The organism is Corynebacterium sp. LK33, from assembly GCF_014334955.1.
In the GTDB taxonomy this organism is placed as follows: Bacteria; Actinomycetota; Actinomycetes; order Mycobacteriales; family Mycobacteriaceae; genus Corynebacterium; species Corynebacterium jeikeium_D.
In genome coordinates this window covers 39828-66354 of the sequence record NZ_PDGU01000008.1, presented here as the reverse complement: position 1 = coordinate 66354, position 26527 = coordinate 39828, and the positions used below count along the sequence as shown (strand labels likewise).

Genomic DNA, 26527 nt, shown 5'->3' with positions numbered 1-26527 from the left:
ACCCCGATATGCGCTAGCGCAGGTCGATGCCGCCGGTGCCCACCTCGATGATTTTGGTGGTGGCCGCGACAGCACACAGCAGCGGCATCGGGGCGGAGGCCTGCAGCGCGAAGTGGTGGACTCGGAAGGACGCGTTGTTCACGCCGATTTCGTCCGCAGCCTGGGTGATCTCCAGACGAGTCTTAGCGATCTTTTCCGCAGATGGCCCGCACTAGCTGCCGAAGGCGTAATGCCCGAAGCTTAAGAAGCCGAACGCTTTCATTGGATAACACTCCTTTTGATGGTGTTAACGAGAGGGAGTAACTTTGCAACGACATACCGTCGAATTCAAGTTCAACGTTTAACGCGGGCAGCCGCCGCCGGATTCTCGGTGGCGATTCCGGCCCGAACCTCGGGGACATTCTCGCGCTTCCTCATCTACGTGAGCTCCGCGACGCCGGCCAGCTCACCGCTACCTCCATCTTCGATAGCTTGAGCGAGCTCGACCACGACCATCTAATCTGGCGCACTGGTTTCCGTCCGGCCCTCGGCCCATTCCGCCACCTCATGCGTGGCCGTGAAACCGCGATGAAGAATCTCCATCTAGTTGGTTACGGCAACTGGACCGGCGACGGCTCGGCAACCCTGATGGGTGTCGGGCCCTTTGCCAAATACACTGCCCAGGTAGTCGCGGGCCGTGTCGATGAAGCTCGGCTTCAAAAGTTTTGAGGCGACGCTTGGTCCCTGAGCAACTCGATCCTTCCAAGATCCGCGCTGGAGAGTCAGCGCGCTGGGCGAAGGTGTGTCTCAGCGCTTCGCTCGCGCGGCCCGCAGGCCGTTCAAGATGACGATAACTTCAGCGACCTCGTGAACCAATACGACGGCGGCCAGACCCAGCACGCCGCTAATCGCCAGCGGCATCAACACGATGATGATGGCCAGAGACAGCACGATGTTCTGGTTAATAATCCTGCTGCCTCGGCGGGCATGCTGCAGCGCCTGCGGGATCAGCCGGAGGTCGTGGCCGGTGAAGGCGACGTCAGCGGACTCGATTGCGGCGTCAGAACCGGTTGCCCCCATCGCGATGCCCACCGTCGCGCCCGCCAATGCCGGCGCGTCGTTGATGCCGTCGCCGATCATCGCCGTCGGCGTCTTGGCGGAGAGCTCGGCGACGATGCTTGCCTTGTCCTCTGGACGCAGCTCGGCGCGCACGTCGTCGATTCCGGCGATTTCAGCCAGCGCCCGGGCGGTGCGAGTGTTGTCGCCGGTGAGCATGCTCACTTCCACGCCGTTGGCGCGCAGGGTCTGCACAGCTTCGGGCACCTCGGGCCGCAGTTCGTCGCGGACCCCGATCGCCCCGGAGAGGGCGTCATCGACGGTGACAAGGACGCAGGTTTGGCCCTCGGACTCCATGCGCTCAACGTCTGCCTTCAGTGGCCCGGCGTCGATCCACCGGGGACTGCCCACAAGTACCCGTCGACCTTCGACGGTGCCGCCGATGCCATGCCCGGCTTCCTCGCTGATGTCCAGGGCAGCGGGCGCTTCGGGCCCCGCTGCCGCGATCGCAGCGGCGAGGGGGTGCGTCGATTGCTGCTCAACTGCCGCCGCGAAAGCAAGCACCTGAGCCCGATCGAATCCGTCTGCCGGGACCACGTCGGTAACCTCGGGCTGGTTGCGGGTAAGGGTTCCGGTCTTGTCCACCGCCAGGTGACGGATGCCGCCGAGTCGCTCGAACGCCGCGCCGGATTTGATGACCACGCCGAACTGGCTGGCCGCGCCGATCGCGGCCACGACCGTCAGCGGCACGGAGATTGCCAGCGCACACGGCGATGCTGCGACCAGGACCACCAACGCGCGGGTGATCCACGTCTCGGGGTCGCCCAGCAGCGAGCCAATCATGCCGACCAGCACCGCCAGGATCATCACCCCGGGCACTAGGGGTTGGGCAATCCGGTCGGCGATCCGGGCGCGGTCGCCCTTTTCCGCCTGTGCCTGCTCGACCAGGTCCACGAGTGTGGTCAGCGAGTTGTCCGTTCCAGCTGCGGTCGTCTCGACCTCCAGCACGCCGGCGGAGTTGATTGCTCCCGCGGGCACCTCGTCGCCGGGCGCAACCTCCTCCGGAATGGATTCTCCGGTGATCGCTGAGGTGTCAAGGCTGGAGCGCCCAGACCGAATGATGCCATCCGTGGCAATCCGCTCTCCGGGGCGCACGAGCATCAGCTCGCCAGCCACGAGGTCCTTCGCTGCGACCTCAACCGACGTGCCGTCGCGCAGCACCGTCGCGGTCTGCGGTACCAACTTCAACAGCGCCCGCAGTCCGCCCTGTGCCCGATCCATCGCCTTGTCTTCCAGCGCCTCGGCGATCGAGTACAGGAATGCTAGCGCCGCGGCCTCCCCGACGTAACCGAGGATCACCGCGCCGACCGCGCTGATCGTCATCAGCAAACCAATGCCGAGCTTGCGCTTCGTGACAAGGTTTCGGATCGCGCCGGGCGCGAACGTATATGCCCCTAGCAGCAGGCCGACCCAGAACAGTACTGTCGCGGGTGTCTCGAGCCTGGACCAGTCCAGCGCCAGGCCTATGCCGAGGGCTATGCCGGAGAAGATCGGCAGTAGCAACTCGGGGTCCTTCCACCATGGCCGATCGAGATCTTCGATCTCCGTGGCTGGTTCGTGTTCGCATCCACATGCTGAACTCATGCGTCCGCTCCTTTTCCGTCGCAGCCGGGCACCGAGCACTCAGGGTCGATGCACGGGGCGTTTTCGTCGACAGCCAACGTCGCGTTCACTAACGCGTTGAGCGCTGTCGCGAGGTGCGGATCGGCGATTTCGTAGCGTGTCTTGCGGCCCTCCGGCTCGGCGACGACGATGCCGCAGTCACGCAAGCAGGTCAGGTGGTTCGAGACGTTCGAGCGGGTCAGGTCCAGGTCGCGCGAAAGCACGGCTGGGTAGCTCGGGCCGTCGAGTAGGGTCAGCAGGATTCTGGAGCGCGTCGGATCCGCCATGGCCCGGCCGAGCCGGTTCATGACGTCGAGGCGTGAAGCAATAGTCAGCATGTACTGAACTATACAGCAATTGCTGAACTATTCAACGCGCGCTGAACTGACATTGAAGCGAAGAGCTGGCGACCTGCAGGAATTAGTCGATGGGATAGCCGGTAACTGGGCCTTCGTGATTCGGCTGCCAACCCAACGCGGGGGCGACATGCGTGGCGAAGTTGTCCAAGATCTTCACGTTGACGTCCACGCCCATCCCGGTGAGGCCCTCGCTTCTGCTGTAAGTGATGCCACATGTAGGAAGGTGTTCGGCAAGGTGGTCGCCGTTGAACCACGGGTACTTCCTGGACCCGGGAAGCTTGCGCACATCCACGATGGATGCCACACCGGCAGCCTCGATCATTTCAGCGAAGTCCTCGAACTCGAGGTTGGAGTGGCCCACGGTGAAAATGCGCATGTCGCCAATGCTACGCGCCAAGCGGTTACACCCACATCGGCTTCACGAATGAGAAGGTGACTTTGCAACGACACGTCGAGGAGTTTAAGTGCAACGTGTAAAGGTTTTTCAAGCATCGCGCGATGGGGATGTGGACCCACGATCGCAGGGGCGACTGCGACGGAGTGACCATTGTCTGGCTCAGCCAAGCTATTGACTCTGCGGCGTCCCGGGTGCGCCATCAGACTCTTCATGCTGAATGCGTGCGGCATGCAGTCGGGCGTGGGCGATGGCGTCGAGAGTGTTGTCGAAGACGTGATTCTCGTGCGCAAGTTGGTCGAATACGCCGAGTTCGCGCAACACCGGAATATGTTCGGGCTTCGTGGCTGCGAGCAGGACCCTGGTACCGCGGCGTTCGAGGCGCCCAATCGTGTCGGCGAGCATCTGGGCGCCGGTGGCGTCGATCGTCGTAACGTAGCGCATGCGGAGCACGACAACCTTGACCGACGAGACATCAGCGAGCTCGAGGAGGAAATCGTGCGCTGCACCAAAGAAGAGGGGGCCTTCCATACGGAAGGCGGCGATGTGCTCGTCGAGAAGCTCACGCTCCTTGTCGCGGTGGTCTCCCCCGTCTAGCGGGGCGGCTTCCAGCACCGCCGTGCGGGCGGTATCGCGCAGTGCGAAGAAGCCCGCCATAACAAGGCCGATGAGTACGGCGACGACAAGGTCGAACACGACGGTGGCGGCAGCAGTGATGAGCAGGGTGGCCCCGTCGCCCTTGGTGGCGCGTATCACCGAGCGGAGGTTCCGCGGGTGGATCATCTGAATCGCAGTGGCGATGAGCACGCCGGCGAGCGCGGCGAGAGGAATCTCGCCCACCCACCGGGCCGCGACGAGTACGGCGACGAGCAGCAGCAGCGAATGGAACACCGCTGCCAGGCGTGTGCCTGCGCCTGCCCGCACATTGACGGCAGTTCGGGCGATCGCGGCGGTCGCGGGAATCCCGCCGAACAGGGGCGCGACGACGTTGGCCACGCCCTGTCCGAAGAGCTCGCGGTCGGGATCGTGCCGGTCGCCGACAGTCATTGCGTCGGCAACCGTCGCGGATAGCAACGATTCCAACGCGCCGAGAGCTGCGACGGCGACTGCTGCCAACAGAAGCGAATCCAGGTGCTCCCACGGGATCTGTGGCCAGCGTGGAGCAGGCAACGTCGACGGGATGTACCCGATTGTCTTCAGACCGCCGTCGGCCAGCATGTTGATGGCCGTCGCGGCAGCTACCAATACCAGTGCCGCGGGGAAGCCGCTACGAATGCGCGCAGCAAGCACGATTCCAGCCGCCACCGCAATGGTCATCACGGGCGCCTGCCATGCCGGAGCGTCTAACCAAGCTTTGATTGAGCCCCACGCCAACCCGAGGACTTTCTCGCCGTCCACGTCAACACCGAGTGCTGCGGGCAGCTGTTGGAGGCCGATGATTAATGCAATACCGGCGGTGAAACCTTCGACGACAGGTAGTGGCATGTACTTCATCGCGCGGCCAGCGCCGGTGAACGCCAGCAAGAGCAGCATGAGCCCCGCCAGCACGCCGACGACGAGCACCCCATCGGCACCATGGTTGGCCACGATGGGGATTAACACGACGGTCATTGCGCCGGTCGGGCCGCTTACTTGGACGTTACTACCGCCGAAGACTGCGGCCAGGATACCCGCGACGATGGCCGTCGTAATTCCGGCCGCCGCGCCGACACCGGACGCAACGCCGAAGCCGAGTGCGAGGGGGAGGGCGACGAGGGCCACCATGAGGCCTGCCGAGAGGTCGCGCCCGATTGTCGCGCGGGACCAGTCCGAGCGGCGCGGTGCGAAACGCAGGGCACGGGACCGGATGCCCACCGTAGAGGCGGCGGAGGAGGGGCGGGTCATGCTACTTTCTTGCTCCTTCAGGGCTCAATGACACTCAAAGGATACACAAGGTGTCATCCTCCGACGGTCACATTCCTGGTTCTGGCCGAGGCCTCATGTCGACGGAATAAAACTTCCTGACCTGGCGGGAGTTCCGTGGATCGTTGTCGCGGTACTTGGAGTGACGCGTGTGAGCCGGTGTCTGAAGAGCAAACAGCCCAGGAGAATCTGTACCAGTGCCATACAGAGCGCGACACCACTGCTCATGGGTCGGGCCTGACGACGGGCTGGGGGCGAGGACCGGCTACCGGATTCGGGCTTTCGCGGCGACGAGCAGCAGGGCGGCATGGTCGACTTCGCCGTTTTTGATCTCGCGATTGAGCTTGTGTAGCACCACGGGGCAGCGCAGGCAGCGGATGCCGGATTTGCAGCACTTCTTCTTCGGCGTCATCGCAGCCAGTTTAAAGGGGTCCTTGCCGGCGAGCTTTTTCGCGGCTTTGGCCTCGGCCTTCGAGTATTCGGGCAGGCGTAGCGAGGTCGTTGCCGCAGCCTTCTTCTTGGCTTTGGCGGCGTCCTTCTTCTTGCCCTTGTCGCCTTTCTTGCCCTTGGCCATGCGCGTTCCCTTCGTCGCGAATTTTCCTGAATTAGGTTAGCGTCACCTCATGCGATGTGGGGAGGCGTGGGTGCCTGACGGGTGTAATTGGGTGTTGCTTGACGACGGCTTGCTTGTCGGCCAGTGCCGCAGCGGTAAATGACAGCCAAAGGACGCAAAACCGACCAAAACGACTCAGGTCTGTTTACTGTGACCTGCGGAAATGGCGAGCGGTAGTGAGTTGTTTCGGCGACCAGTACAAACAGTGGAACGCCGCCTTCGATGCAGGTTACTGTGCTGCGCGGAACAAACCGGACAGCAACAAGCCCGCTAGGAGATTGCGAAGCCAGATGCTGGTCCAGGTTTTTCAACGGGCTCGCCAGCCTCGTCGACCATCCAGTCAATTTCCAGCTCCAGCTCGCGCTCGATGCCAGCACGCTTTCGAGAATCGACGACTTCCATCGTGGTATTAAACGATGTCGGCATGGTCATCGTCACCGTGGACTCGCCAGTGCCGAGAGTCATTTCCCCGGCGCGGATGCGAGCTGCCAGCGTCTCCAGTAGATCCGCGAGCTCATCGCGGTTGAAGCTTGCCTTGCTCTTCACCAGCTTTTGATTCTTCGGGGGCGTAATCTTTTTAGGTTTCGGTGCCATGTCTTTACTTACCTTTCCAGCCGTGTCGGTATTTGTGCAGTGCGGAGAATTGGCCGTCACTCCACACTGTCTTTGAAGATGGTCTAGAAAGCTTTCAGGAAGCTTATCCATCTCCATTATCCCAATAAAAGTAGTTATTACCAGGAGAAATAATAAGAGGCTAGAAATGTCTATAGGTAGGTTATAAATTGTGGAAAATCCCTACGCTATGCTCTGGGGTGCAAGGTCCTAAGTGCCTTAGGTGAGGAGCTTTAGTAACGGCGCCCTTGGAAAGTGCTTCAAACGTGTCGACCGACAGCAATAGGGGAGGAGTAAACGTCACATGGTGTCACCCGACAACATCCTGATGTACCTTCTGCCTGAGCAAGAGGCGCAGATTAAAGAGATCTTTGTGCAACTGGCAGAGCGTGGATTCCCGCAGCAGAATCAAAAGCCCCACATCACCGTTACTTTCGCACCGACCATGAGCCCGGAGGTAATCCAACGAGCAGCCGAAATTCTCCCACCGCTGATGCCTGCGGAATTTCGCAGGGTAGGAACGGTGGTGTTCGGGACAAAGAGTAAACAGACTGTCGCATGGTTATTAGAAACAAGCGATGAGCTGGAAGAAGCTGCTCGCGAGATCAGTCGTCTTAACCCTGAAGGTCGCGGCTCCCGCTGGATTCCGCACCTGACTATGGGGCTGCGAATCCCGCGGGATATGGTTCCCGGTTACGTCCGGGCTCTTGATGAACTAACAAGCCCGCACTTCAAAACTCTTAGTGCACCACGCGCTGCGTTCTGGAGTCCCAAAGTGCAGGAATTAACGGAGTTCTAGGGAGACTCCAGTACTTGTGTGCTGCTGTGCCTCAGCGATTACGTCCCCGCTACTTCACAAAAACTGTGGTTTCAGAAAACAGTAGCCTAAGAAGAAAAACTAAGCGGCATCCATAATCTTCTTTGCCTGGGCATCGAAGACCTCCAAGGCGCGCTTCTTTGCCGCTTCCTTGGACTCTGGGGTCGCCTCTGGAATCTGCATGGGATCCGTCGTGTTTTCCATGTTGCCAGCTGATGCATCCGGAGTCGGGGCGGCGGACACCATTACCATTACGCCGTTGACGATGCCGACAATGTCGTAGCTGGTGGCCGTAGTATCCGTGCCACCGGCGTTGATGTTCGCACTGGTCTCGTGTGCAGTGAATTCAGCTGGCTTGACGGAAAGATTTGGCTCCCACTTTTCTCGGTGCAGTTTCATTGTGGTCGTCATGTCCATGTCATTAAACATGTCCTGCATCTCAGGAGAAATCTCCTGACCTTCCATGGAGTCTTTCAGAATGTCGGAAGCATCCATCGTAGCTGTCACGTCGGAGCACTTTTCGAGGCTGTCTTCGTACTTCTGGTACGCATCAGTGTTCTTCAATACTGAGACGCTGACAGCGACGTTCTCTTCCTTAATGTCCGTGTAAGCACCGGCAGCATTCTCCAATTCCTCAGTTGAGTTGGTGAAAGTGGCGCATTCGGCCGGTTCAAATTTCATTGAGTCTTCCGAAAACATCTCCATGGCATCTTTGAACCCGGTGATTTTGTTTCCGGAGAAGTCCACACCTTGAACTTCATTAGTGAGCAGGAGCTGATCTTCGGCTGCAGCTGGAGCTGACCCGTCTGCCTTCGTCATCTTGCTGGTCGACTCTTTGCCTGCCTCGCCACCGGCATTGCTGCTTTCTTCCCCCGAGCCGCATGCGGTGAGCAGGGCGGCGCTTGTACAACCTGCGACGACGGTTGTCGCAATTTTCTTCCACATTCCAGAGCTGCGCTGCTTCATGATTCCTCATTCCATCGAGCTGAATTTGAACAACCTATGCAACCTGCTCAGATGTCCTGAGCCGGAGCCAATCTTTTGTGAAAGAAAGAATACAAGAGCTCGGCTCAGCACGCTTCCCAAAAATCAAGAATTTCAGTCGCGTCTGCTTTACGACGCTCCGTCGGACCTCACCGCAGACTGTGCAACCTTTGCCACGGGGTACGTGGATACCAACGCAATAATCGCACCGAAGATGAAAACGGGCACGAACCCGAACTTCGGTGCCGCGAAGGAAATAACAAAAGGAGCGAAGAAACCAACATAGGTCAGCGAATAGTAGATAGCAGTCGCAGCGCCCAGCTCGGCAGGCGGTGCGATAATTTGCACTTCGCGGAGGCCGGAGACCATCATCACGCCGTACGCGGCACCGAGGGCCAGAGCAGCGGGGAAAACGCTCCACACATTCTGGGTGAGTGCGACGATAAGGCTGAGCAGCATTCCGACCGTCGTTAAGCCAAGACCGAAAATAGCTGGCGGGATAAAGCTGCTGGAACTGATGCGAGTGACCAGTGGTTGCACCAAAACGCCGGTGCCCATCGTGATACAGGCGATGAGCCCGGCGAAGGCGATGGGGTAGCGGGATTCGGCGATTGTTGGCAGGACGACGAAGGATGTGCACGCAGCGCCGAAGACCCACGGTGCCCAAGCGGCGACTGCCCACAGGAACCTCGGGCTAAGCGTGGCGGAGGAGAAGAACCGTTGCGGAGAGTCGCTGTGCGCTGCGTTTGGAAGTCCTCCGGAAGCGTTCCATGTTATTGGTGCGATAAACAGCAGCAGTGCGAGATGAACAAGATAGGGGATGACATCAGGGCGCGGGGTGAATTCTGCGACCAACCCGGAAGCCAGGGGGCCGAGGGAGAATCCGGCGGAGAGTGCAACGGTTGCGCGCCGGGCAGAAATTTGAGGTGCGACGGGCGCAATTTCTTTGATCCACGAGGCACCGGCGGCCATTACCATGCCCATCGAAATGCCGATGATAAGACGTCCTACCAGAAGTGATGGGAAGTGGAACCAGATGCCGGTGAGTAGGACGGCTGAGCCAACGACAGAGGTTATGAGTGCAGGCCGGATGATGGCGCGACGGCCGAGCCGGTCGGAAAGTGGGCCGCAGATGAGTAGCGCGGGGATGAGTCCTGCGACGTAGATGGCGAAGAGAAAGGTGACCTGGGACTGGTTGAGAGCATCGGTTATTCGATACGCGGGCAAGAGTGGTGCGAAGAGGTTGGCTCCAAACGCAACCGCGAACATGCCCAGGGCTACCCGAATCCAGTCTCGTATCACGGTTGCCTCCTGAGGGCTCTCATCTGTGGGGATAGAACAGTGTGGTAACAACAATAGGCCAGCTAACAAACGCTAGCTGGCCTATTGAGTCACTCGGGTCGTCTACCCAAGTTAGTCGCCCTAGTTATTGGCGGCGCCGAAGAACGCGGTAATCGGCGAGAAGAATCCCTTGGACTTCTTTGACTTCTTAGCTGCCTTTGTCCTGCCAAGAATGCGCTCAGAGATGCGGTCGGTGAGGACACCTACCAGCTTGCCGCTGCGGACGACGGGCAGCTCGCTGAGTGGCCCGTCAATAAGCTGGCGAGCCCTGATTGCAGCTGGATCCTCGGGCTTGACAAAGACCTTCACCGGGGCGCCGACGGTGTTCATGTAGGCATCGCGGTCGGCGTACTCACGGAGTTCCTTCAGCGTAATATCGCTGGTCAGGTAGCCTTCATCGTCGACGAGGAAGACACAGGTATCGTCATCGAGACCAGCAAATTCGGCTGCGTAGGTGCTCAGTGCCTCACCGACCGTGATGTCCTCCGGCAGTGCAACGTAAGAATCCGTCATGTGCATGCTTACGGTGTCAGGCAGGAGGCTGTACGGGCTGATTGAAGACTTCGGCTTGAAGAAGTTGGCGATGGTGTTCTGTGTCTGTGTCATTGTGGATCCTTTTCCAGGTATCCCAGCTCCTTTGCTAGGAGGGAATTTCTGTTGATTGAAAAATTATGGCTCCCCGCCTAAGAGTGTTGGCAATGTAATGCCGTAACTAAAGGTGGCCACTTGAGATGGACCCTTGCTTCGAGAGTCTTTCGAAACTCTCGATAAAGTGCAGGGCAGCGGCCTATGTGGATATAGGAGCCTTACCTAACGAGGTTGTTCGCTACGCAAAGGTTAACACAAGGTTACGTACACAGTAAAGAGGAATGAACGAAAAGCTTCCTAAAGGTGGCGGAAGCTATAAGCCCATGAACTCTCGAATTGCTGGCCATTCGGCATCAGCTTGCGCCCGGCCGAGCTCGTAGTTGTGCAGCAGCTTCGACCGTCTCCGCTCCGCCTTTGTGATACTCATGTTATTGGCGTAGAAAACATATGCTTGGCCTTTTCGTTCAAGCTCAGCAGCCCAATCGAGAGAGGCGTTGTAGCGCTCGTGTCTAGTGATAAGCAGCTCAGCCACCACCGGGTTACTGCGGAAAATCTGGCGCAGTAGCTGTGGGCGCTTAGGGGCGGTGCGACGGAATCCCTTCGGGCGAGTCAGAACGATGAGGAACTTCTTGAAACCATCTGCTTCGGCGGCATTAATGGGAATGCCACCTGATGATCCCAGTGCACCGTCGACGAACGGAACGCCATCAATATAGGGCATACGCATGACGCCCGGAATGGTCGAACTGGCGCGAGTGTACTTCATCAGCGTAGGTAGATCTGGGATATCGTCTGGCCCCCAGTTGATGGTCTCGCCCGTATCCGCTCGGACAGCAGAAATCCGGTAGGGAGTTGGATTGTTCTTAAAAGTCTCGTAATCCAGGGGCATGGCGCCGTCGGGAAGTCCCGCGTCTTCATAGATGTACTCGGCATCGAAATAGCCGCGCCCGCGCAACATTGGGCGCCAGCCACTGCTGTCCGGCTGCGCGATGAAGTCAGTGAAGCTATTTATAGAGCGCTGGATATCCCGGGAAAGGTAATTGACCACGTGAGAGGCGCCGGCGCTTACGCCACCGACCCAGCCGACATCGATGCTCTCGCGAAGTAGCCGCTCGACGAAAGGTGCCGTGTAACTATTGCGAGTCCCTCCGCCCTCGAAGACTAATGCCACATCGCTGACCTGCATTTACATCCCTCCGGTTGTTCTCGCGCTGCTGCCTTTCGGGCGTTACGATCGTTCAAGACTACCCGAACGTCACCATATTGGATTTCGGTTAGCGCAGTTTACGGCGCATCCTGGAGGATGACTGGCAGCAGCCCCTCGCCCATATCTGGGTTCGGCAGTACGCCCTCCGGGTCGTAGAACAAGATCTCCTTGCCGTCATGGCTCAGACGTCGCATCGCTTCCAGAATCAACGTGCGTCCCACCGGGTTGACAATGCCAACGCGGCTGACGTCGAAGACAACTTCGCTTTCCGACGGTGTGGAAGTCGCCAACCTGTTGAGAATGATCTCGGCCGCAGTGAAGTTGACTGGGCCCTGAATCTCGATGATCGAGCGGCCATTGCTGACGCGCGTACCGCGCAGCGCACGCGAACCAATCGCATCGGCATCCATGAGATGAAGACCCAAATCTTCGGAGAGCTTCCGGAAGATGGCAATGCTGCGGACGCTGTTGCCGTGGTCGTTCAATCGCGGCGAAAAGGCTGCAAGACCCGCCTGTCCAGGCAGCGCTCCCAGCAAGCCGCCGGCGACACCGCTCTTGGCGGGAATCCCGACCTCGGTAAACCATTCACCGGCCTCGTCATACATGCCGGCAATAGCCATCACGGACAAGACTCTGCGAACAACCGAGCGGCCGAGCACAGTCTGATTGGTGACCGGGTTAACGCCACCGTTGGCCAACACTGCGGTCATCATGGCGACATCGCGAGTGTTGACCAGCACGGAGCACTGTGCGGTGTAGCCGCGGACAGCATCGTGGGGCGTGGTTTCGATGAAACCGTAAGCTGCCAGCATATGTGCGATGGACATGTTTCGATGGGCAGTGTCCATTTCGCATTCATAGGCATCGTAGTCAACGCGGAGCTTACGGCCAGCCAAAGTTGAGAGAAGCTCCACCATGTGCTTGGTGCGAGTCTTCCAGTTGGCACCTGGCTGGCATACGAACTGGTTGATGGTCAGTGCACCGACATTAATCATCGGATTCTTTGGTCGGTGCGTGCCCTGCTCCAGCGACAGCTCGTTGAAGGCCTCACCGGAAGGTTCGGTGCCCACAATGCTGTCGATTTTGTCTGTGCCGTGCTCGGTGATGGCTGCGGCATAAGCGAAGGGCTTGGACATCGACTGAATGGTGAATTCAGTATCGGTGTCGCCCGTGGCGTAGGTGCGACCTGACACGGTGGTCATAGCAAGTGCCAGGCGGTCGGGATTAGCTTGGGCAAGGGTGGGAATATAGTCCGCTACCTCGCCAGACTCATCGGGGCGGACGGATTCGACGATTTCGGACAAGTAATCTTTGATCGGCGTTTTCATCAGATTCTGCTAAGCATCTTTCCTGGGCTGAAAAATCCCGGTTGAGTCAATGGAGTCCCGTTCGAACCTACACCAGGCGAGGTCAGCCACTGATGCTCACCTCTGTGCACTCTCACCGTGCGCGCCGGAAAAATCGGCATATCCTGGGGTGTGTGAAATTCCTCAACAATCAGTCCGCGCCCTACGAGTTGACCTACAGCGATGTCTTCATGGTGCCGTCAAAGTCATCCGTCGGCTCTCGCATGGGTGTCGATTTGGCCACCGATGATGGCACCGGCACAACCATTCCGATTGTCGTCTCCAATATGACGGCCATCTCCGGTCGCCGGATGGCCGAAACCACCGCTCGCCGAGGCGGAATTGCCATCCTGCCGCAGGACGTCCCAGCTGACATTGCCGCTGAGACCATCCGCAAGGTCAAGTCCGCTGGGCTGGTTTTCGACACTCCGATCGTCGTCAAGCCTCACCACACCGCGGGGTATGCGCGCCATCTTCTGCCGAAGCGCGCGCACGGTGCGGCAGTGGTGGTGGAAGACAACAAACCGGTTGGGCTGATTACCGGCCGTGATCTGGCGGGCGTTGACAACTTTGCGCAGGTGGGGACGCTCATGTCCACTTCGCTATTTACGCTTCCGGCCGATATTGAGCCCCGTGACGCTTTTGACCAGCTCACTGCTTCCGGGCGCAAACTCGCTCCAGTGGTGGACGCCGATGGCGCGCTGGTGGGTATTCTCACGCGTAAGGGCGCGCTGCGTGCGACGCTTTACAAGCCCGCTGTCGACGCTGAGGGCAAGCTGCGCGTCGGTGCGGCGCTTGGCATCAACGGTGATGTTGAAGGGCGCGCGAAGACACTGCTCGACGCAGGTGCCGACGTGCTCGTTGTCGATACCGCCCACGGTCATCAGGAATCGATGCTCCGTGCTTTACGACGAGTCCGCGCGCTCAACCCACCTGTGCCAATTGCCGCTGGCAATGTCGTGACCGCCAATGGTGTTCGCGACCTAGCGGAGGCGGGAGCCGACATTATTAAGGTCGGCGTCGGTCCGGGTGCGATGTGCACAACCCGAATGCAGACCGGAGTTGGGCGTCCACAGTTTTCTGCCGTGCTCGAATGCGCTGCAGCTGCCCGTGAATGCGGCGTGCATGTCTGGGCTGATGGTGGAGTGAAGGATCCTCGCGATGTTGCGCTTGCGTTGGCTGCGGGTGCGTCCAACGTGATGATTGGCTCGTGGTTTGCCGGTACTTTCGAGTCCCCAGGGGATGTCCAAAAGGACGTCGACGGGCGCATGTTCAAGGAGTCCTTTGGCATGGCTTCACACCGTGCGGTGGAGAGCCGAAATGCACAGGTAGAGGCCTTTGAGAAGGCCCGGCGCGAGATGTTCGAAGAGGGCATCTCGACTGCGAAAATCTACCTGGAGCCAGGCCGCGAAGGCGTGGAGGACCAGATCGATCGCATTATCTCGGGCGTACGTTCTTCGTTCACATACGCGGGTTCGGCCACCATCGAGCAGTTCGCTGAGCGGGCAGTGGTGGGAATTCAATCCGCTGCGGGCTTTGCGGAAGGAATGCCGAGGGCGACGCGGTAGCCGTCGTCAAGCCTCTCGGGGCTAAGCCGACTAGCGGTGCTGCGGGCCAATTGGTAGGTATGTAAAGACGTTGTTAGGACGTGTTTAGTACCACGTGCGAGATTGGGGAGGGGCTGGCGATTATGGGTCGGCAGGTAAGAGAAAATAGTGCTGTAACGGAGTCTGGATTGGTAGCAGGAAACGGTGCTAGAGCAGGAAGCGGGAACGCATTTTTCGCTCGCGCCCGCGTTACTGATTCCGATTTGTGCCCGTGTGGTGGGGGACTCTACGGGCAGTGCTGTGGCCCGCTGCACCGCGGTGAGCGGGAGGCGGTGACCGCAGCTGAGCTGATGGCAGCGAGGTACAGCGCTTACGCTGCCCACGAGGCGGATTACATCTGGCGGACGTGGCATCCGCGCTACCGCCCGGAAGTTATCAATGTCGATGACGGTGTGGAATGGGAAGGACTCACCATCATCAACGCTGTCGATGGCGGCGAGGATGACCGCGAAGGCATCGTGGAATTTGAAGCGGCTTTTCATGACCATGACGGTGTCGGCACGATGCACGAGCGTTCCCGTTTTGTTCGTCGTGCGCGACGTTGGGTCTACGTCGACGGCGAGGTCACGTACTCCTAAGCGTCAGACTTGTTGTGCTTGCCGTGGCCGAATGGCAGCACGGCGACAATCGCCACAATGATTGCGCCCCAGATGGTGCCGAAGATCAGTGAGCCGGTGGTGTTGGCCAACCAGCCGAGGAAGCCGCCGGTAAACTGCTGCTCAAGGTTGTGGACCAGCTGGTAGGGGAGATGCCAGCCCAGCTCGTCGAGGCCGACCACCATGATGTGTCCACCGACCCACAACATGGCAAACGTGCCGATAATGCCGATCGTGTTCAGAACGATTGGCATGGCTTTGACCAGCGCAGCACCAAACTTGCTGATACCGGTTGACTTCTTGGACTGCAGGTGCAGGCCAATGTCATCAATCTTGACCAAGAGGCCCACCACGCCGTAGACCGCAAGCGTGATGATGAGTGCCACCACAATAAGAATCAGCGCGCGATTGAGCAGCGGCTGATCAGCGACCTCATTGAGAGAAATCACCATGATTTCCGCAGAGAGAATCAAGTCTGTGAAAATTGCAGACTTCACCAGCGAATCTTCATTCTGAGGTGTGCGGTTAGTCGCCGCCTCCATCCGCTCCTGCTCAGTCTGATCGGGAGAGATTCGGTGCTTAATCTTCTCCCAGACCTTTTCCATGCCCTCAAAGCACAGGTAGGAGCCACCGAGCATCAAAATCGGCGTCAGCGCCCAGGGCAGAAACTGACTTAGCAGCAATGCAATCGGCAGAATAATGACAATTTTATTGACCAAGGAGCCCTTGGCGATACGCCAAATAATCGGCAGCTCGCGTTTCGGCGAGACACCCTCGACGAATTTAGGTGTCACCGCAGCGTCGTCAACCACAACACCGGCGGCTTTAGCGCTAGCTTTGCCGGCCGCAGCCGCAATATCGTCTGTTGTTGCCGCTGCAGCGCGTGCAATCGTGGCAACGTCGTCAAGCAGCGCGACAAGTCCGCCTGCCATAAAAACCTCCCGTATTGGAGGACGCGACCAGGAGCCGTCGTCGTATCAAAGAATTACCGGAGCAATTTTAACCGCTTTCCCGGATTGACTCTGTGTTGTCGGTAGGGCGTCGATGTCCGGCCGATAGTTCACGTGCTTCTCTGAATGTGAGCACGTGGCAAGATATAGGCCATGAACGCTTCCTTCTCCGAAATCTACCGACAGGTCAATGCGGACAACTCGGACAACGCTGGCACCGCGGCAGACACCAGCAACGATGCCCACTCCGAGGAACAACAGCGCCCGGCGCGTCCCCGCATGGCACTGGTAGTAGTCGACGCTCAGAATGATTTTTCCGCGGGTGGCGCACTTGCCGTCGTCGGTGCTGAGGCAGCGTGCACCGCTACATATCTGCATGTTGCGGGCACGGTTAACAAGTACTCGGTTCTTGCGACCACCCGTGACAATCACATCGACCCGGGCACGCATTTCTCTGAAACCCCGGATTTCGTCGATACCTGGCCGAAACACTGTGTTGCAGGTACCCCGGGCGCAGAGATTCACCCCGGCATGCAGCGCGCCATCGCGTTTTTTGAGCAGCTCAACCCCGCTGCTGTGCGTATCGATGTCACAAAAGGGGAGTACGCCGCCGCCTACTCCGGTTTCGAGGGAACAACGGAGGCTGGCGTTTCGCTTGCCGACGCTCTCCGCGCCTCTGACATCGAAGAAATCGATGTGGTGGGAGTTGCGACTGACCACTGCGTCCGCGCCACAGTGCTCGATGGCCTCAAGGAGGGCTTTTCCGTTCGTGTTCTGAGCAATCAGGTCGCGGCGGTGGACCCGGAGCGCGGCAAGGCTGCACTAGCGGAATTGGCCGCGGCGGGCGCGACAGTGGTGTAGTGCTGCGACGTTGACCGTCAAACAATCCGCCTAGCCGCTTAGCTAGGCGCCTCGGCAGCCGCCTAGTTAAAAGTCACCATATCCAGGTCGACCTCGCGGAGGTGGCGGTGGTTGGACGCTGTTTCCACATAACGCCCTGCATGGGCGATGAAGCCCTCTGCTTCCTCGGCGGAGAGTTCACGACGCACCTTGGCGGGAACGCCTGCAGCCAGCGACCTGGGGTCGATAATCTGATCTTCCAACACCACGGCACCTGCAGCAATGAGGCTGCCAGCGCCGATACGGGAACGCGAAAGCAGGGTGGACTTCATGCCGATGAGGCAACCATTTTCAACCGTGGTGCCGTGGACCAAGGCCATGTGTCCGACGGTGACATCATCGCCGAGAATTGTGGGCACACCTCGGTCGACATGGACTGTGGAGTTGTCCTGAATATTGGTGCGCTGGCCGATGCGGATCGGTGCGACGTCTCCTCGGAGAACAGAACCGTAGAACACGGAGCTATCCGCACCGATTTCGACATCACCGATAATGACCGCGCCGGGCGCAATCCAGGCGCTGGAGTGAATGCGTGGGGTCTTATCTTGGTAGGTGAGAATGAGCGGAGTGTTCATCATACAAACCAATATAACTGTCACCTGAGGTCAGCGTAAGAAAAATTCTCAGCGAAACTCTATTCGTCGAAGGGTGCAATTCTGCTTGGACGCGCATACAGTGGGCGACATGATTTTTATCGTTGTGAATTACCAAGTTAAGCCGGAGTTTGCCGACGAATGGATGGACCACGTCGCTGAGTTCACCGCTGCCACCCGCGCAGAGGCTGGCAACAAGTGGTTTGAATGGTCTCGCAGCGTAGAAGACCCCAACCAGTACATCCTCGTCGAGGCGTTCGATGATGACGCTGGTGAAGCCCACGTCAATTCCGAGCACTTCGCCAAGGGCCTGGAGGCGATGAAGCCGCTGCTCGCTGAGACCCCGAAGATTGTCTCGCAGGTGCTGCCAGATAAGCAGGACTGGGATCGCATGGGCGAGCTGCAGGTCGACTAATGTCCTCAGACACCATTCGCGATAGCGCAGCCGCTTCCAGTAGCGACACCTATTCCCTGATTGGACGTGGCCTGCGTATTGGCTCCGCTGTGCTGGCCTCTGCTCTCGTCGTTGGTCTCAGTGCTTGTGGGGATAGCGATGAGGCAGCCCTGGAGAGCAACCAGAATCAGTCAAGCCAGGAGCAGAGTGCTGTTGCCTCCACCGCCGCCATTCGGGATAACTTGGCTCAGCTGGCGGCAGATACTGCGGCGCTGAAGACAGCATCGCAGACGCTAATTGCGAAGGAAACGGTCTCGGAAGAGACCCGAAAGATTGCGCAGCAGGCGGAGCCAATCTTTGCTGAAGAGGAAGCACAGCTAGTCAAGACCCTCGGCGTCGATGTCGATCCGTCTGAGACCAAGCTCGACACCGCCACCATGACTCGCCTCGAAAACGAGGAGGGGCCGCACGCAGATATGGCTTATCTGACGTTGATGGAAGGCAGCCTGGATAAGGTGCTCGGCCAGTGGGAAGAACTGGAAAAGCATGGCGGAAACGACCTGCAAGAGTTGGCACGCTCTTCTCAGCAGCAGCTGGAAGATATTCAGCAGGCGCTGGAAAAACGTATGCAGTTCTAGCCGCTGCCCAGACCTCGTGGGGGAAATTCAAGTAAAAAGTCCTGCAAAGCGTGCCCGGGGAACCGGGGAAGTGAGTAGCGTGTAGATAAAGCCAGTGCGCTGTGATCGTCGTCAAGCGAATGCGCACTCGGATGAAGCACAATGCTGACTAATAACCCAGAGTAGAAGGTAGGAAAACACGCCAATGGCAAATAGTATCTCGCGAGTAGGTATCGTCGGCGCCGGTCAGATGGGCTCCGGAATTATTGAGGTCTGTGCGAAGGCCGGTAGCGATGTCAAGGTCTGGGAGGCCAAGGAGGAGTTCCTTGAGTCCGGTCGCGCCCGTATTGAAAAGTCGCTGGATAAGGCCGTTTCCCGTGGCAAGCTAGAGCAGTCTGCACGTGATGAGATTCTGGGGCGTATTAGCTTCACCACCAAGCTGGAAGACTTCGCTGACCGTGAGCTGGTCATCGAGGCCATCGTGGAGAACCCAGAAGTAAAGGCCAGCGTATTCTCGCAGCTCGATGAAATTGTTGAGTCGGAAGATGCCATCCTGGCTTCCAACACCTCCTCGCTGCCGATTCAGTCCATTGCTGCAGCTACCAAGCGCCCGGAGCGCGTCATGGGTCTGCACTTCTTCAACCCGGTTCCGGTTCTGCCTCTGGTAGAGCATGTCGTTACTCTGACGACCGGTGATGTTCAGTCGGAGCGTGCGTACGAGTACGCTTCCGAGGCGCTGGGCAAGACCGTCATTCGCGCTAAGGATCGCTCGGGCTTCATTGTTAACGCCCTGCTGGTTCCGTACATCCTCGGCGCTATTCGCATGCTGCAGGACGGCATTGCTACTGCAGAAGACATCGATGCCGGAATGGTCAATGGCTGTGCGCACCCGATGGGTCCGCTGACTCTGGCCGACATGGTTGGTCTGGACACCATCAAGTTCATTGCCGATGCCATGTTCGATGAGTACAAGGAGCCGACTTACGCGGCACCTCCGCTGCTCAAGCGCATGGTTGAGGCGGGTCACTTCGGTCGCAAGTCCGGCCGTGGCTTCTACGACTACTCCAAGTAGTCCACGCTTTTAGCCCCGTTTGGGGCGAGTATTGAATTCTTACCGGTTGACGGGCTTTTGTCCCGCCAACCGGTTTCTTTTATGCATTTATCAGTGAAAACCCGGAGTCTAAGGGGGAAAGTTCCCACGATTGGCCCTAGCATTTTGAAAACTTGTTTCTTTTCAACGCGCCGAAACCTCACAGTGCGCTTAACATAAGTGAAGATTTTGTCAGACCTTGGCTTATAGAGCACTTCACAACTGGTGCCTCCCACGCAGCAATCTGGAAAGGAATGCTTCAGTGTCTTCTTTGAAGCCGCACAAGCGCACTGCAACACGTACTCGCGTCGGCGCTGCTACCGCAGCAATGGCAGTTGTAATGGGGCTTACACCGGCAACGGCCGTGGCAGCTCCGGTCAACCCGTTGGCCGAGCTCGGCAACCGCCTGGACTCTGTTTCTGATCTTCCAGCTAATGTGGCAGCTCCAGATGGAATCAAGCTCCCCGGCGGTGGCTTCGAGGTCCCGGATTCCATCTCGCTGCCGTCATCTTCCGGTGAAAACACCGACCCGAATGCGCCGAAGCCAACCTCGTATCGCCCGGACCAGATTGCACGCGCGTACCCGTCGGATGCCGCCACCGATAACTGGTTCTACTTCTACGTTGTGCATCCTTTCGTGGAGCTGGAGAAGAACCACCCAGAGGTTATGGACCAGAACCTCGAAACGGTCGTCCGCATTAACAACGCTGCCAAGAATGACCCGCAGGCACAGGAACTCGCTCTTGATGACGACTACCTGGACCCACTGGCCAATATTTCCACTGCTTTCGGTGCAAACCTGGGCCAGCACTTCCGTGATGCCTACGACGAGGATCGCCTGCCGAAGGTAAAGGCCCTGCTGTCCGGCAACCTTGCTCGCGGCGGCGGTCTGGTCAGCTCGACCTTCTTCGAGAAGTACGTCTACGGCTACGATCGCCCATTTGTGGTGGCGCCGGAGCGCATCGAGCGCTACTACCGCGAAGGTCAGGACGACCCGTACTCGACCACCCCGTCCTACCCGTCGGGCCACACCAACAAGGCTGCATGGACTTCAACCATGCTGGCTATGATGCTGCCGGAGGTTGCACCGCAGATTCAGGCGCGTGCGTCCGAGGCTGGTCATTCTCGCCTTGTCATGGGCGTCCACTACCCGCTGGACGTTATGGGCGGCCGCATGATGGGCAACCAGGCCGCAGCTGATCGTTGGGCAGACCCAGAGTTCCGCCCACTCATCGAAGAAGCCATGGATGAGCTGCGTACGGAGCTCGAGTACCGCTGTAGCGACACCATCGCCAACTGCGTTGCCAAGGACACTCCGTACATGAGCACCGCAGCTGCCGTTCAGCAGTACACCGAACGCATGACCTACGACTTCAAGCAGGTTGGCCCGGCTAACGAGCCAGTTGTTGTTCCGAAGCGTTACGCAGGTTTGCTGGAGACCCGCTTCCCGCAGCTGACTGAGGAACAGCGCAGCTCCGTCCTCGCTCAGACCGCAATCCCATCCGGCTACCCGCTCGATCGCACTGACGGTGAGGGCCAGCACGTTCGCATGAACCTGGCTCGCGCTCTGGCCTCCAACGTTGTTGTCAACGCCGACGGCAGCGTCACTGTCACCAACTAAAACGTCAACTACAAGCGCAGGGCCGCGTCAAGACGGTCCAGGGCCTCACCGAGGATTTCCGGGGAGGTCGCAAAGTTAAGCCGCACATGCCCAACCCCGCCTTCGCCGAATGCGAAGCCGGGGTTGAGTGCTATTTTGGCGTTTTCAACCAGCCACGCAGCTGGGTCCTCACTGTCAACACCAGGCACGTCACCCAAGTCCAACCACGCCAAAAATGATGCTTGCGGTGGGGTAAAGCGAGCCTGTGGCGCAATAGTGGACAAACGTGTTCGCAGAGTCTCACGGTTGGTGCGCAGGACATCGACAAAATTGTCCAGCCAGGGCACGCCATCGCGGTAGGCGGCGGTGGTCGCGGCGACACCAAGAATAGAAGCGCCTTCGCGAACAATGAAGGGCAGCTCCAGCCAGGTTTTGGCATCTTCGTCGTTAAAGATGATTTGCGCACACTTGAGGCCGGCGGTATTCCAGCCCTTCGAGGTAGCAGTCACCGTGATAGTCACGGCCGCCGCGGTATCCGACACCGACGCGGTTGGAGTGTGAGTGCCATCTAGAACAACTGGGCCGTGAATCTCGTCTGAGATAACGCGCGCACCAAAGCGAGCGGCTAAATCGGTAATCTCACGCAGTTTTTCGGGGGAGTAGGTAAAGCCGAGAGGATTATTCGGGTTACACAAGATTAGGCAACCGGCACCGTCGGCGAAGGCGCGTTCGAGGGCGCCGAGATCCGGGCCGTCGGCAAGCGTGGGAATGCACACTGTCTCGCGTCCCAGCGCGGGACCTACCTGGAAAAACGGCATGTAGGCGGGAGTGGGGACGACAATTGCGGAATCGGGGCGGGTGAAGCGTTCAACCGCGAGTGTGACACCGCGGACGACGTCAGCGACGGCAAAGATATTGTCGGGGTTCGGGCGCCATCCGTAGCGTTGTGCAGAAAAGTCTGCGGTTGCGGTCGTAAGCGCGGTGATGTCCTGCGAGAGGTATCCGAATTGTTCGCGCTGACACGCCTCGTCGATTGCGGCACTGACGGCAGGGCAGGTTGTGGCATCGGATTCGGCGACCCACAGTGGCAGCACGTCCGGTGAATATGCGGTCCATTTGACTGTCCTGCGGGAGCGGAGTTCATCGAGGGAGGGGAAAGTGACAGCGTTATTTACACTCATAGTTTCCGTGTATACAGAAAAAGCGGGAAGTCCGAAGACCTCTGCTTTAACCAGTAGCTACGGCCGCATCAGAAGCAGCCGCGGCAATGGCCAGCGCTAGGCCAGCCCCAGTGCCTCCTGAGCAGCTGGCAGGGCAGCTTCGCGATCAGCCTTGACCAGCCCCAGACGTGTGCGGCGATCGAGAATATCGTCGACGCTGAGAGCTCCCTCGTGCGTCACATGCCAGGCGAACTCGGCGCGGGTGACATCGAGACCCTCCGCTACCGGGTCGAGCGGTCGGTCGAGCGGACAGGATTCGATGACCTCGAAGGATTCGGCACCGTAGCGGTTAAACAGCGGCATCGGGATACGGCCGGCAGCGGCAGCGGTGCGAGCGCGGTCGAGCTCCTCTGGCTCGGAGCCCAGCACAGGGATGGTGCGGGTGGAGCACGGAGCAAGCGAAACACCGAGCTTTTCCGCAACCTTGTCCACGGTTTGCTCCGCCATTAGACGGTACTCGGTGAGCTTTCCCCCAGTAATGGAAATCAGGCCGTTCGGGGCCTCCAATAAGGCGTGCTCGCGGGAGAGATCCGCGGTATGCGCCTCGCCGGTGTCGATGAGAGGACGCAGACCGGCGAAAGCGCCGATGACATCGTCGCGAGTGAGCGGAACCTCGAGGGCCTGGTTGATGACATCGAGCAGAAAAACGATGTCATCCTCCGGTACTTCCGGCTCGTCCGGAATCGGGCCCGGTGCATCCTCGTCGGTCAGGCCAATGTAGACGCGGTTGTGCTCTGCGGGCAGGACAAAACAGAAACGGTTGGTGTGACCAGGAACCGGTACCGTCAGAGAGCCGGTAGGGTTGCCTAGCTTCGCGGCGTCAAGAACCAGGTGCGTGCCGCGAGATGGGCGAATCTTGATGTTCGTCGCTAGGTCTGCGGCCCACACACCAGTGGCATTGACCACAGCGTGAGCCGGCAGCTCGAAGGAATCGCCAGTGAGCTCGTCGATTAGTGTGGCGCTCGTTCCAGAGGCGTTCTCGCAGCGCACCCGGGTCAGAATAGTTGCACCGTAGCTGGCGGCAGTTCGAGCGATAGCGGTGACCAAGCGTGCGTCGTCACGCAACTGACCGTCGTAGTTGACGTAGCCGAATTTCACGTCGCGCTTACGGACCGTCGGCGAAAGCTGGCTGACTCGGCGGGAACTGACAGTGCGGGACAACGGCAGAGTAGTGGCGGAGGTACCAGCGATAATGCGTAGAAAGTCACCGGCCAAGAAGCCTAAACGCGGCAAAACCCGGGTCAACGGTGCGAATTTGTCCATCACCGGTACAACCTGTGGCAGGTTATGCACCAGGTGCGGAGCGGTGACGTCGAGCAGCGCACCACGTTCAATAGCTGAGCGGCGAGCGATACCGACATTGCCACTGGCAAGATAGCGCAGTCCGCCGTGGGCGAGCTTCGATGACCAACGAGAGGTGCCGAAAGCGAGGTCCTTCGATTCGACGAGAACGGTTTTCAAACCCCTCGACGCCGCATCTAAAGCGATGCCGACACCAGTGATACCGGCGCCGATGACCAGCAGATCAGGGATATCGCCCTTAGCGGTTTCTTCGCGTAGACGATTCAAGTCCGCTTGCCGACGAGCCTTGTTCAAAACCGCAGCTGAGCGATCGCGCTGAGGAGCGTGCGTGGCAGTCATAGTCTTTCTTCCTCGACTTTCCCGGAGACGGTAATAGTGATGAAACTATCTGGCGTAAGTGATGAAGTTGTGGAGTGCGTAGTGAGTGTGAACTATTTCGGGCGTACCCCATTGCAAGGCGCTTAGAAATAGACTAAGTTGTTCATTATCAACGACCGGCACGGATATTGATTCAAGAGATCTTTCTTAGTTGCGAATCATTTCCCGGGATTACAAGGAAGGAGACACCTCGATGGCTATGCACCCAGCGTCCAACCGCTCTGAGTCCATGAACCGAGCTTTCGCTGCTATTGCACCATCGCTGCAGATGTGTTGCTGCTGTCTCCAGTCCGTGCCACCCCAGACAGGTCGTAACTAGAAAAGCACGCTTAGGTATTTAAAACGCCACGCTGTTTGCGGTCGCACGGACGAAATCGCACCGATTGAGCCGACCATCCCACTATCCGGGCATCTTCGCTTGGGATCCCAGGAAGAAGCGACAGCGACAATGACCGCAGCACTTGAATCTTTTACCCTTGACGATTACGTTTCACTGTTTATTTATGACGGCCCAACGTCGCCGGAAATCTACGCCAGCGAACTGGTCAGTCTAGCTCGCTAGCCGAAGCCGGCGGCAACAGGGTTAAATCATGTTGCCGTCGTAACGCTCTTCCAAGGAGCGCGGACCGGTAGCCAACTTGCCCGGGTTGAGGATGCCAGCAGGGTCGAGTTCGTCCTTAATTGCACGCATAACCTTGGCGAACAACTCGGTGTTCTCCTCGTAGTACTGCGGGCTGTGATCCTGGCCAATGCCATGGTGGTGCGTGATGGTGCCGCCAAAGTTCATCATGGCCTCCGACGCCGCGGTCTTGATGTCCATCCACTGCTGGAGAATCTCGCCCTCGGTCTCGCGGAAGAAGTACGTGAAGTACAGCGAGCAGCCGGATTCGTACATGTGCGAGATGTGGCAGAAGACGTACACCGGGGTGCCGTGCGTCTCGCCAGCGGCTTCCATTGCGGAGGCGATTTCGCGGCGCAGTGTAGCGGCGTTATCCCAGGTGGTGGCGGTCTCCAGGGTGTCGACGCCGACGCGGCGAGTCATCATGACATCGCGCAGGTACGGCGAGGAGAAGCGGTGGTTAACCCAAGCCATGCCCGGGATGGAGCCCATGCGGACGCACTTCTTGGTCAGCAGGCGAGCGGCCAGGCGCTCACGGGTGACGCGGGCGCCGACCGGATCCGTCTGCGCAAAGCCAAAAATCACCATGCACGGGGTGTCGATGCCACGCAGCTTCAGGTACTTTGTGACCTTCTCAGACATGCTGGCGGAGCCCAGCTGAGTGAGGCCGAACAGCGTCTCCTTCTCGTCGGAGATGCGTGCTAGGTGCGGGATATTGCCGCTCTGCTCCAGTTTGCGCAGCTCCTCGGCGGCTTCCTCAAAGGAGTTGAAGAAGTAGGTGTCGAAGAGCATCTCCTTTTGTGGACGCTGATTCAGGGCAATCGTCACATGCGTGATGATGCCCAGGGTGCCCTCCGAACCCAGGAAAAGCTCACGCGGGTTCGGGCCGGATGCCGACGACGGCATGTCGCGGAATTCCATGGTGCCGGCTGGCGTGACGACGCGCATGCCAATCACGTTGCGGTCGATACGACCGTAACCAGAGGATTCTTGGCCTGCCGAGCGGCAGGAAACCCAACCGCCGACAGTGGAGTACTCGAAGGACTGCGGGAAGTGACCAGCGGTGAAGCCGGCCTTGGACAGCTCCTTTTCCAGGTCGGGGCCGAAAACGCCGGTCTGGGCGGTGACAGTGCCAGCGACTTTGTCGATGTCGATGATCTTGTTAAAGGCGGTCATGGACACTGCGATGGCCTTACCCATGCCTCCGTCAACAGCCTCCACGCCGCCGACGACCGAGGTGCCACCACCGAAGGGGACGACTGCAATCTTGCGCTCAGCGCATACCTTGAACAGGTCTTCGATGTGCTTTTCAGTTTTCGGTAGCACTACAGCATCTGGGGCGACATCGAGCTTGGCTGCGCGAAGGCGAACCAGGTCGGGGTAGGACCGGCCGACCGCGTGCTTGACTCGGGTGTCGTGGTCGGTGGCGACGGCATCCGCGCCGACAACAGCGCCCAGGGCTTCGATATCCTCGGCGCTGAGGCGACTATCGGGAATGGTGACGTCGGCGATGTTTCGCGGCGGGTTGTTTGCGTCCAACGACATACCGATTTCGCGCTGCAGCAGCTTCTCGCTGGCCGTGGTGATTGGCTTGTCGTTGCCGTCAACACCCCAGCCCCACCAGCGCATGCGGTACGGAATCGTGAGCTTGTTAGACATCCTGAGCTTCTCCTTGGGCATCGGTGCTGCGAGTCTGAACTGCGGAATTATATGTAACTTGCGCGGAAGCACATCTTTACATCTTTTATTATAGCGGTATTACGTTACGTTTTCTCAAAAAATGTCAATCAATCTTGGTAAG

At 58.9% G+C, this 26527-nt stretch carries 25 protein-coding genes and 2 pseudogenes; 10 read left to right on the top strand and 17 right to left on the bottom strand.

Annotated elements, in window-relative coordinates; all coding sequences use genetic code 11:
- Positions 1-16: 16 nt before the first annotated feature.
- Positions 17-262 (bottom strand): annotated as a pseudogene (locus tag CRD20_RS11105) (alkane 1-monooxygenase); the annotation flags it as partial.
- A 209-nt stretch (positions 263-471) separates the two neighbouring features.
- On the opposite strand from CRD20_RS11105, the gene CRD20_RS02260 reads away from it, so the two are divergent.
- On the top strand, positions 472-708 hold the full coding sequence (locus CRD20_RS02260; RefSeq protein WP_246818316.1) for an oxidoreductase: 237 nt from the start codon (positions 472-474) through the stop codon (positions 706-708).
- A gap of 78 nt (positions 709-786) precedes the next feature.
- Here CRD20_RS02260 and CRD20_RS02255 read toward each other — a convergent pair whose 3' ends face one another.
- The 5 genes from CRD20_RS02255 to CRD20_RS02230 all read right to left on the bottom strand — a co-directional run bounded on the left by CRD20_RS02255 (position 787) and on the right by CRD20_RS02230 (position 5926).
- On the bottom strand, positions 787-2679 hold the full coding sequence (locus CRD20_RS02255) for a cation-translocating P-type ATPase (protein WP_070859056.1): 1893 nt from the start codon (positions 2677-2679) through the stop codon (positions 787-789).
- Positions 2676-3035, bottom strand: a complete 360-nt coding sequence (locus CRD20_RS02250) for a helix-turn-helix transcriptional regulator (RefSeq protein WP_005510636.1) — start codon at positions 3033-3035, stop codon at positions 2676-2678. The genes CRD20_RS02255 and CRD20_RS02250 overlap by 4 nt, the downstream gene beginning before the upstream one ends.
- Before the next feature lie 82 nt (positions 3036-3117).
- Positions 3118-3432 (bottom strand): DUF488 family protein, encoded by a 315-nt coding sequence (locus tag CRD20_RS11270; RefSeq protein WP_005510592.1) that lies wholly within the window; start codon positions 3430-3432, stop codon positions 3118-3120.
- A gap of 189 nt (positions 3433-3621) precedes the next feature.
- A complete protein-coding gene (locus CRD20_RS02235; RefSeq protein ID WP_187404762.1) occupies positions 3622-5334 on the bottom strand; it encodes a SulP family inorganic anion transporter in 1713 nt (570 codons plus the stop codon).
- A 283-nt stretch (positions 5335-5617) separates the two neighbouring features.
- Complete coding sequence (locus CRD20_RS02230) at positions 5618-5926, bottom strand: hypothetical protein (RefSeq protein WP_005510705.1); 309 nt, start codon at positions 5924-5926, stop codon at positions 5618-5620.
- A gap of 194 nt (positions 5927-6120) precedes the next feature.
- On the opposite strand from CRD20_RS02230, the pseudogene CRD20_RS11100 reads away from it, so the two are divergent.
- A pseudogene (locus tag CRD20_RS11100) lies at positions 6121-6219 on the top strand (YtoQ family protein); the annotation flags it as partial.
- Between the two features lie 16 nt (positions 6220-6235).
- Here the strand turns inward: CRD20_RS11100 and CRD20_RS11095 are convergent.
- Positions 6236-6559, bottom strand: a complete 324-nt coding sequence (locus CRD20_RS11095) for an amphi-Trp domain-containing protein (protein WP_070859054.1) — start codon at positions 6557-6559, stop codon at positions 6236-6238.
- A 322-nt stretch (positions 6560-6881) separates the two neighbouring features.
- Here CRD20_RS11095 and CRD20_RS02220 point away from each other — a divergent pair, with 322 nt between their 5' ends.
- Positions 6882-7376, top strand: a complete 495-nt coding sequence (locus CRD20_RS02220; protein ID WP_049189371.1) for a 2'-5' RNA ligase family protein — start codon at positions 6882-6884, stop codon at positions 7374-7376.
- A gap of 99 nt (positions 7377-7475) precedes the next feature.
- On the opposite strand, the gene CRD20_RS02215 is transcribed toward CRD20_RS02220, so the two are convergent.
- The 5 genes from CRD20_RS02215 to CRD20_RS02195 form a co-directional block, all read right to left on the bottom strand.
- Positions 7476-8360, bottom strand: a complete 885-nt coding sequence (locus CRD20_RS02215; protein ID WP_070549903.1) for a hypothetical protein — start codon at positions 8358-8360, stop codon at positions 7476-7478.
- 147 nt (positions 8361-8507) lie between these two features.
- Complete coding sequence (locus CRD20_RS02210) at positions 8508-9647, bottom strand: MFS transporter (RefSeq protein ID WP_255468676.1); 1140 nt, start codon at positions 9645-9647, stop codon at positions 8508-8510.
- A 153-nt stretch (positions 9648-9800) separates the two neighbouring features.
- Positions 9801-10325 carry a CBS domain-containing protein gene (locus CRD20_RS02205; RefSeq protein WP_005510587.1) on the bottom strand — a complete coding sequence of 175 codons (525 nt, stop codon included), beginning with the start codon at positions 10323-10325 and terminating at the stop codon, positions 9801-9803.
- A 295-nt stretch (positions 10326-10620) separates the two neighbouring features.
- On the bottom strand, positions 10621-11493 hold the full coding sequence (locus CRD20_RS02200) for a patatin family protein (RefSeq protein WP_187404760.1): 873 nt from the start codon (positions 11491-11493) through the stop codon (positions 10621-10623).
- A 98-nt stretch (positions 11494-11591) separates the two neighbouring features.
- A complete protein-coding gene (locus CRD20_RS02195) occupies positions 11592-12842 on the bottom strand; it encodes a glutaminase (protein ID WP_049189376.1) in 1251 nt (416 codons plus the stop codon).
- A gap of 152 nt (positions 12843-12994) precedes the next feature.
- On the opposite strand from CRD20_RS02195, the gene CRD20_RS02190 reads away from it, so the two are divergent.
- Both CRD20_RS02190 and CRD20_RS02185 read left to right on the top strand, forming a co-directional pair.
- Positions 12995-14428: a GuaB1 family IMP dehydrogenase-related protein gene (locus tag CRD20_RS02190; protein ID WP_070438731.1), complete on the top strand. Its 1434-nt coding sequence runs from the start codon at positions 12995-12997 to the stop codon at positions 14426-14428.
- Positions 14429-14595: 167 nt separating this feature from the next.
- Positions 14596-15045: a YchJ family protein gene (locus CRD20_RS02185; RefSeq protein WP_088611608.1), complete on the top strand. Its 450-nt coding sequence runs from the start codon at positions 14596-14598 to the stop codon at positions 15043-15045.
- On the opposite strand, the gene CRD20_RS02180 is transcribed toward CRD20_RS02185, so the two are convergent.
- Positions 15042-15995 carry a DUF808 domain-containing protein gene (locus CRD20_RS02180; RefSeq protein ID WP_070653217.1) on the bottom strand — a complete coding sequence of 318 codons (954 nt, stop codon included), beginning with the start codon at positions 15993-15995 and terminating at the stop codon, positions 15042-15044. The genes CRD20_RS02185 and CRD20_RS02180 overlap by 4 nt on opposite strands.
- A 171-nt stretch (positions 15996-16166) precedes the next feature.
- On the opposite strand from CRD20_RS02180, the gene CRD20_RS02175 reads away from it, so the two are divergent.
- On the top strand, positions 16167-16874 hold the full coding sequence (locus CRD20_RS02175; protein ID WP_187404759.1) for an isochorismatase family protein: 708 nt from the start codon (positions 16167-16169) through the stop codon (positions 16872-16874).
- Between the two features lie 62 nt (positions 16875-16936).
- On the opposite strand, the gene CRD20_RS02170 is transcribed toward CRD20_RS02175, so the two are convergent.
- Positions 16937-17491, bottom strand: a complete 555-nt coding sequence (locus tag CRD20_RS02170) for a gamma carbonic anhydrase family protein (RefSeq protein ID WP_005510604.1) — start codon at positions 17489-17491, stop codon at positions 16937-16939.
- A gap of 106 nt (positions 17492-17597) precedes the next feature.
- Here CRD20_RS02170 and CRD20_RS02165 point away from each other — a divergent pair, with 106 nt between their 5' ends.
- The 4 genes from CRD20_RS02165 (at position 17598) to CRD20_RS02150 (ending at position 21228) form a co-directional block, all read left to right on the top strand.
- Positions 17598-17921 carry a putative quinol monooxygenase gene (locus CRD20_RS02165; protein ID WP_038629105.1) on the top strand — a complete coding sequence of 108 codons (324 nt, stop codon included), beginning with the start codon at positions 17598-17600 and terminating at the stop codon, positions 17919-17921.
- Positions 17921-18538 carry a hypothetical protein gene (locus CRD20_RS02160; protein WP_070827329.1) on the top strand — a complete coding sequence of 206 codons (618 nt, stop codon included), beginning with the start codon at positions 17921-17923 and terminating at the stop codon, positions 18536-18538. Before CRD20_RS02165 ends, CRD20_RS02160 begins: the two co-directional genes overlap by 1 nt.
- A 184-nt stretch (positions 18539-18722) precedes the next feature.
- Positions 18723-19589 (top strand): 3-hydroxybutyryl-CoA dehydrogenase, encoded by an 867-nt coding sequence (locus tag CRD20_RS02155; RefSeq protein ID WP_016423138.1) that lies wholly within the window; start codon positions 18723-18725, stop codon positions 19587-19589.
- Between the two features lie 280 nt (positions 19590-19869).
- A complete protein-coding gene (locus CRD20_RS02150; RefSeq protein ID WP_070653221.1) occupies positions 19870-21228 on the top strand; it encodes a phosphatase PAP2 family protein in 1359 nt (452 codons plus the stop codon).
- 8 nt (positions 21229-21236) lie between these two features.
- Here the strand turns inward: CRD20_RS02150 and CRD20_RS02145 are convergent, their stop codons facing one another.
- The 3 genes from CRD20_RS02145 to CRD20_RS02135 all read right to left on the bottom strand — a co-directional run bounded on the left by CRD20_RS02145 (position 21237) and on the right by CRD20_RS02135 (position 26385).
- Entirely contained in the window at positions 21237-22388 is a 1152-nt protein-coding gene (locus CRD20_RS02145) for a MalY/PatB family protein (RefSeq protein WP_016423135.1), read from the bottom strand.
- A gap of 96 nt (positions 22389-22484) precedes the next feature.
- Complete coding sequence (locus CRD20_RS02140) at positions 22485-24068, bottom strand: glycerol-3-phosphate dehydrogenase/oxidase (protein WP_070653222.1); 1584 nt, start codon at positions 24066-24068, stop codon at positions 22485-22487.
- A 622-nt stretch (positions 24069-24690) separates the two neighbouring features.
- Positions 24691-26385: an FAD-binding oxidoreductase gene (locus CRD20_RS02135; RefSeq protein WP_187404758.1), complete on the bottom strand. Its 1695-nt coding sequence runs from the start codon at positions 26383-26385 to the stop codon at positions 24691-24693.
- Between the last annotated feature and the right edge of the window lie 142 nt (positions 26386-26527).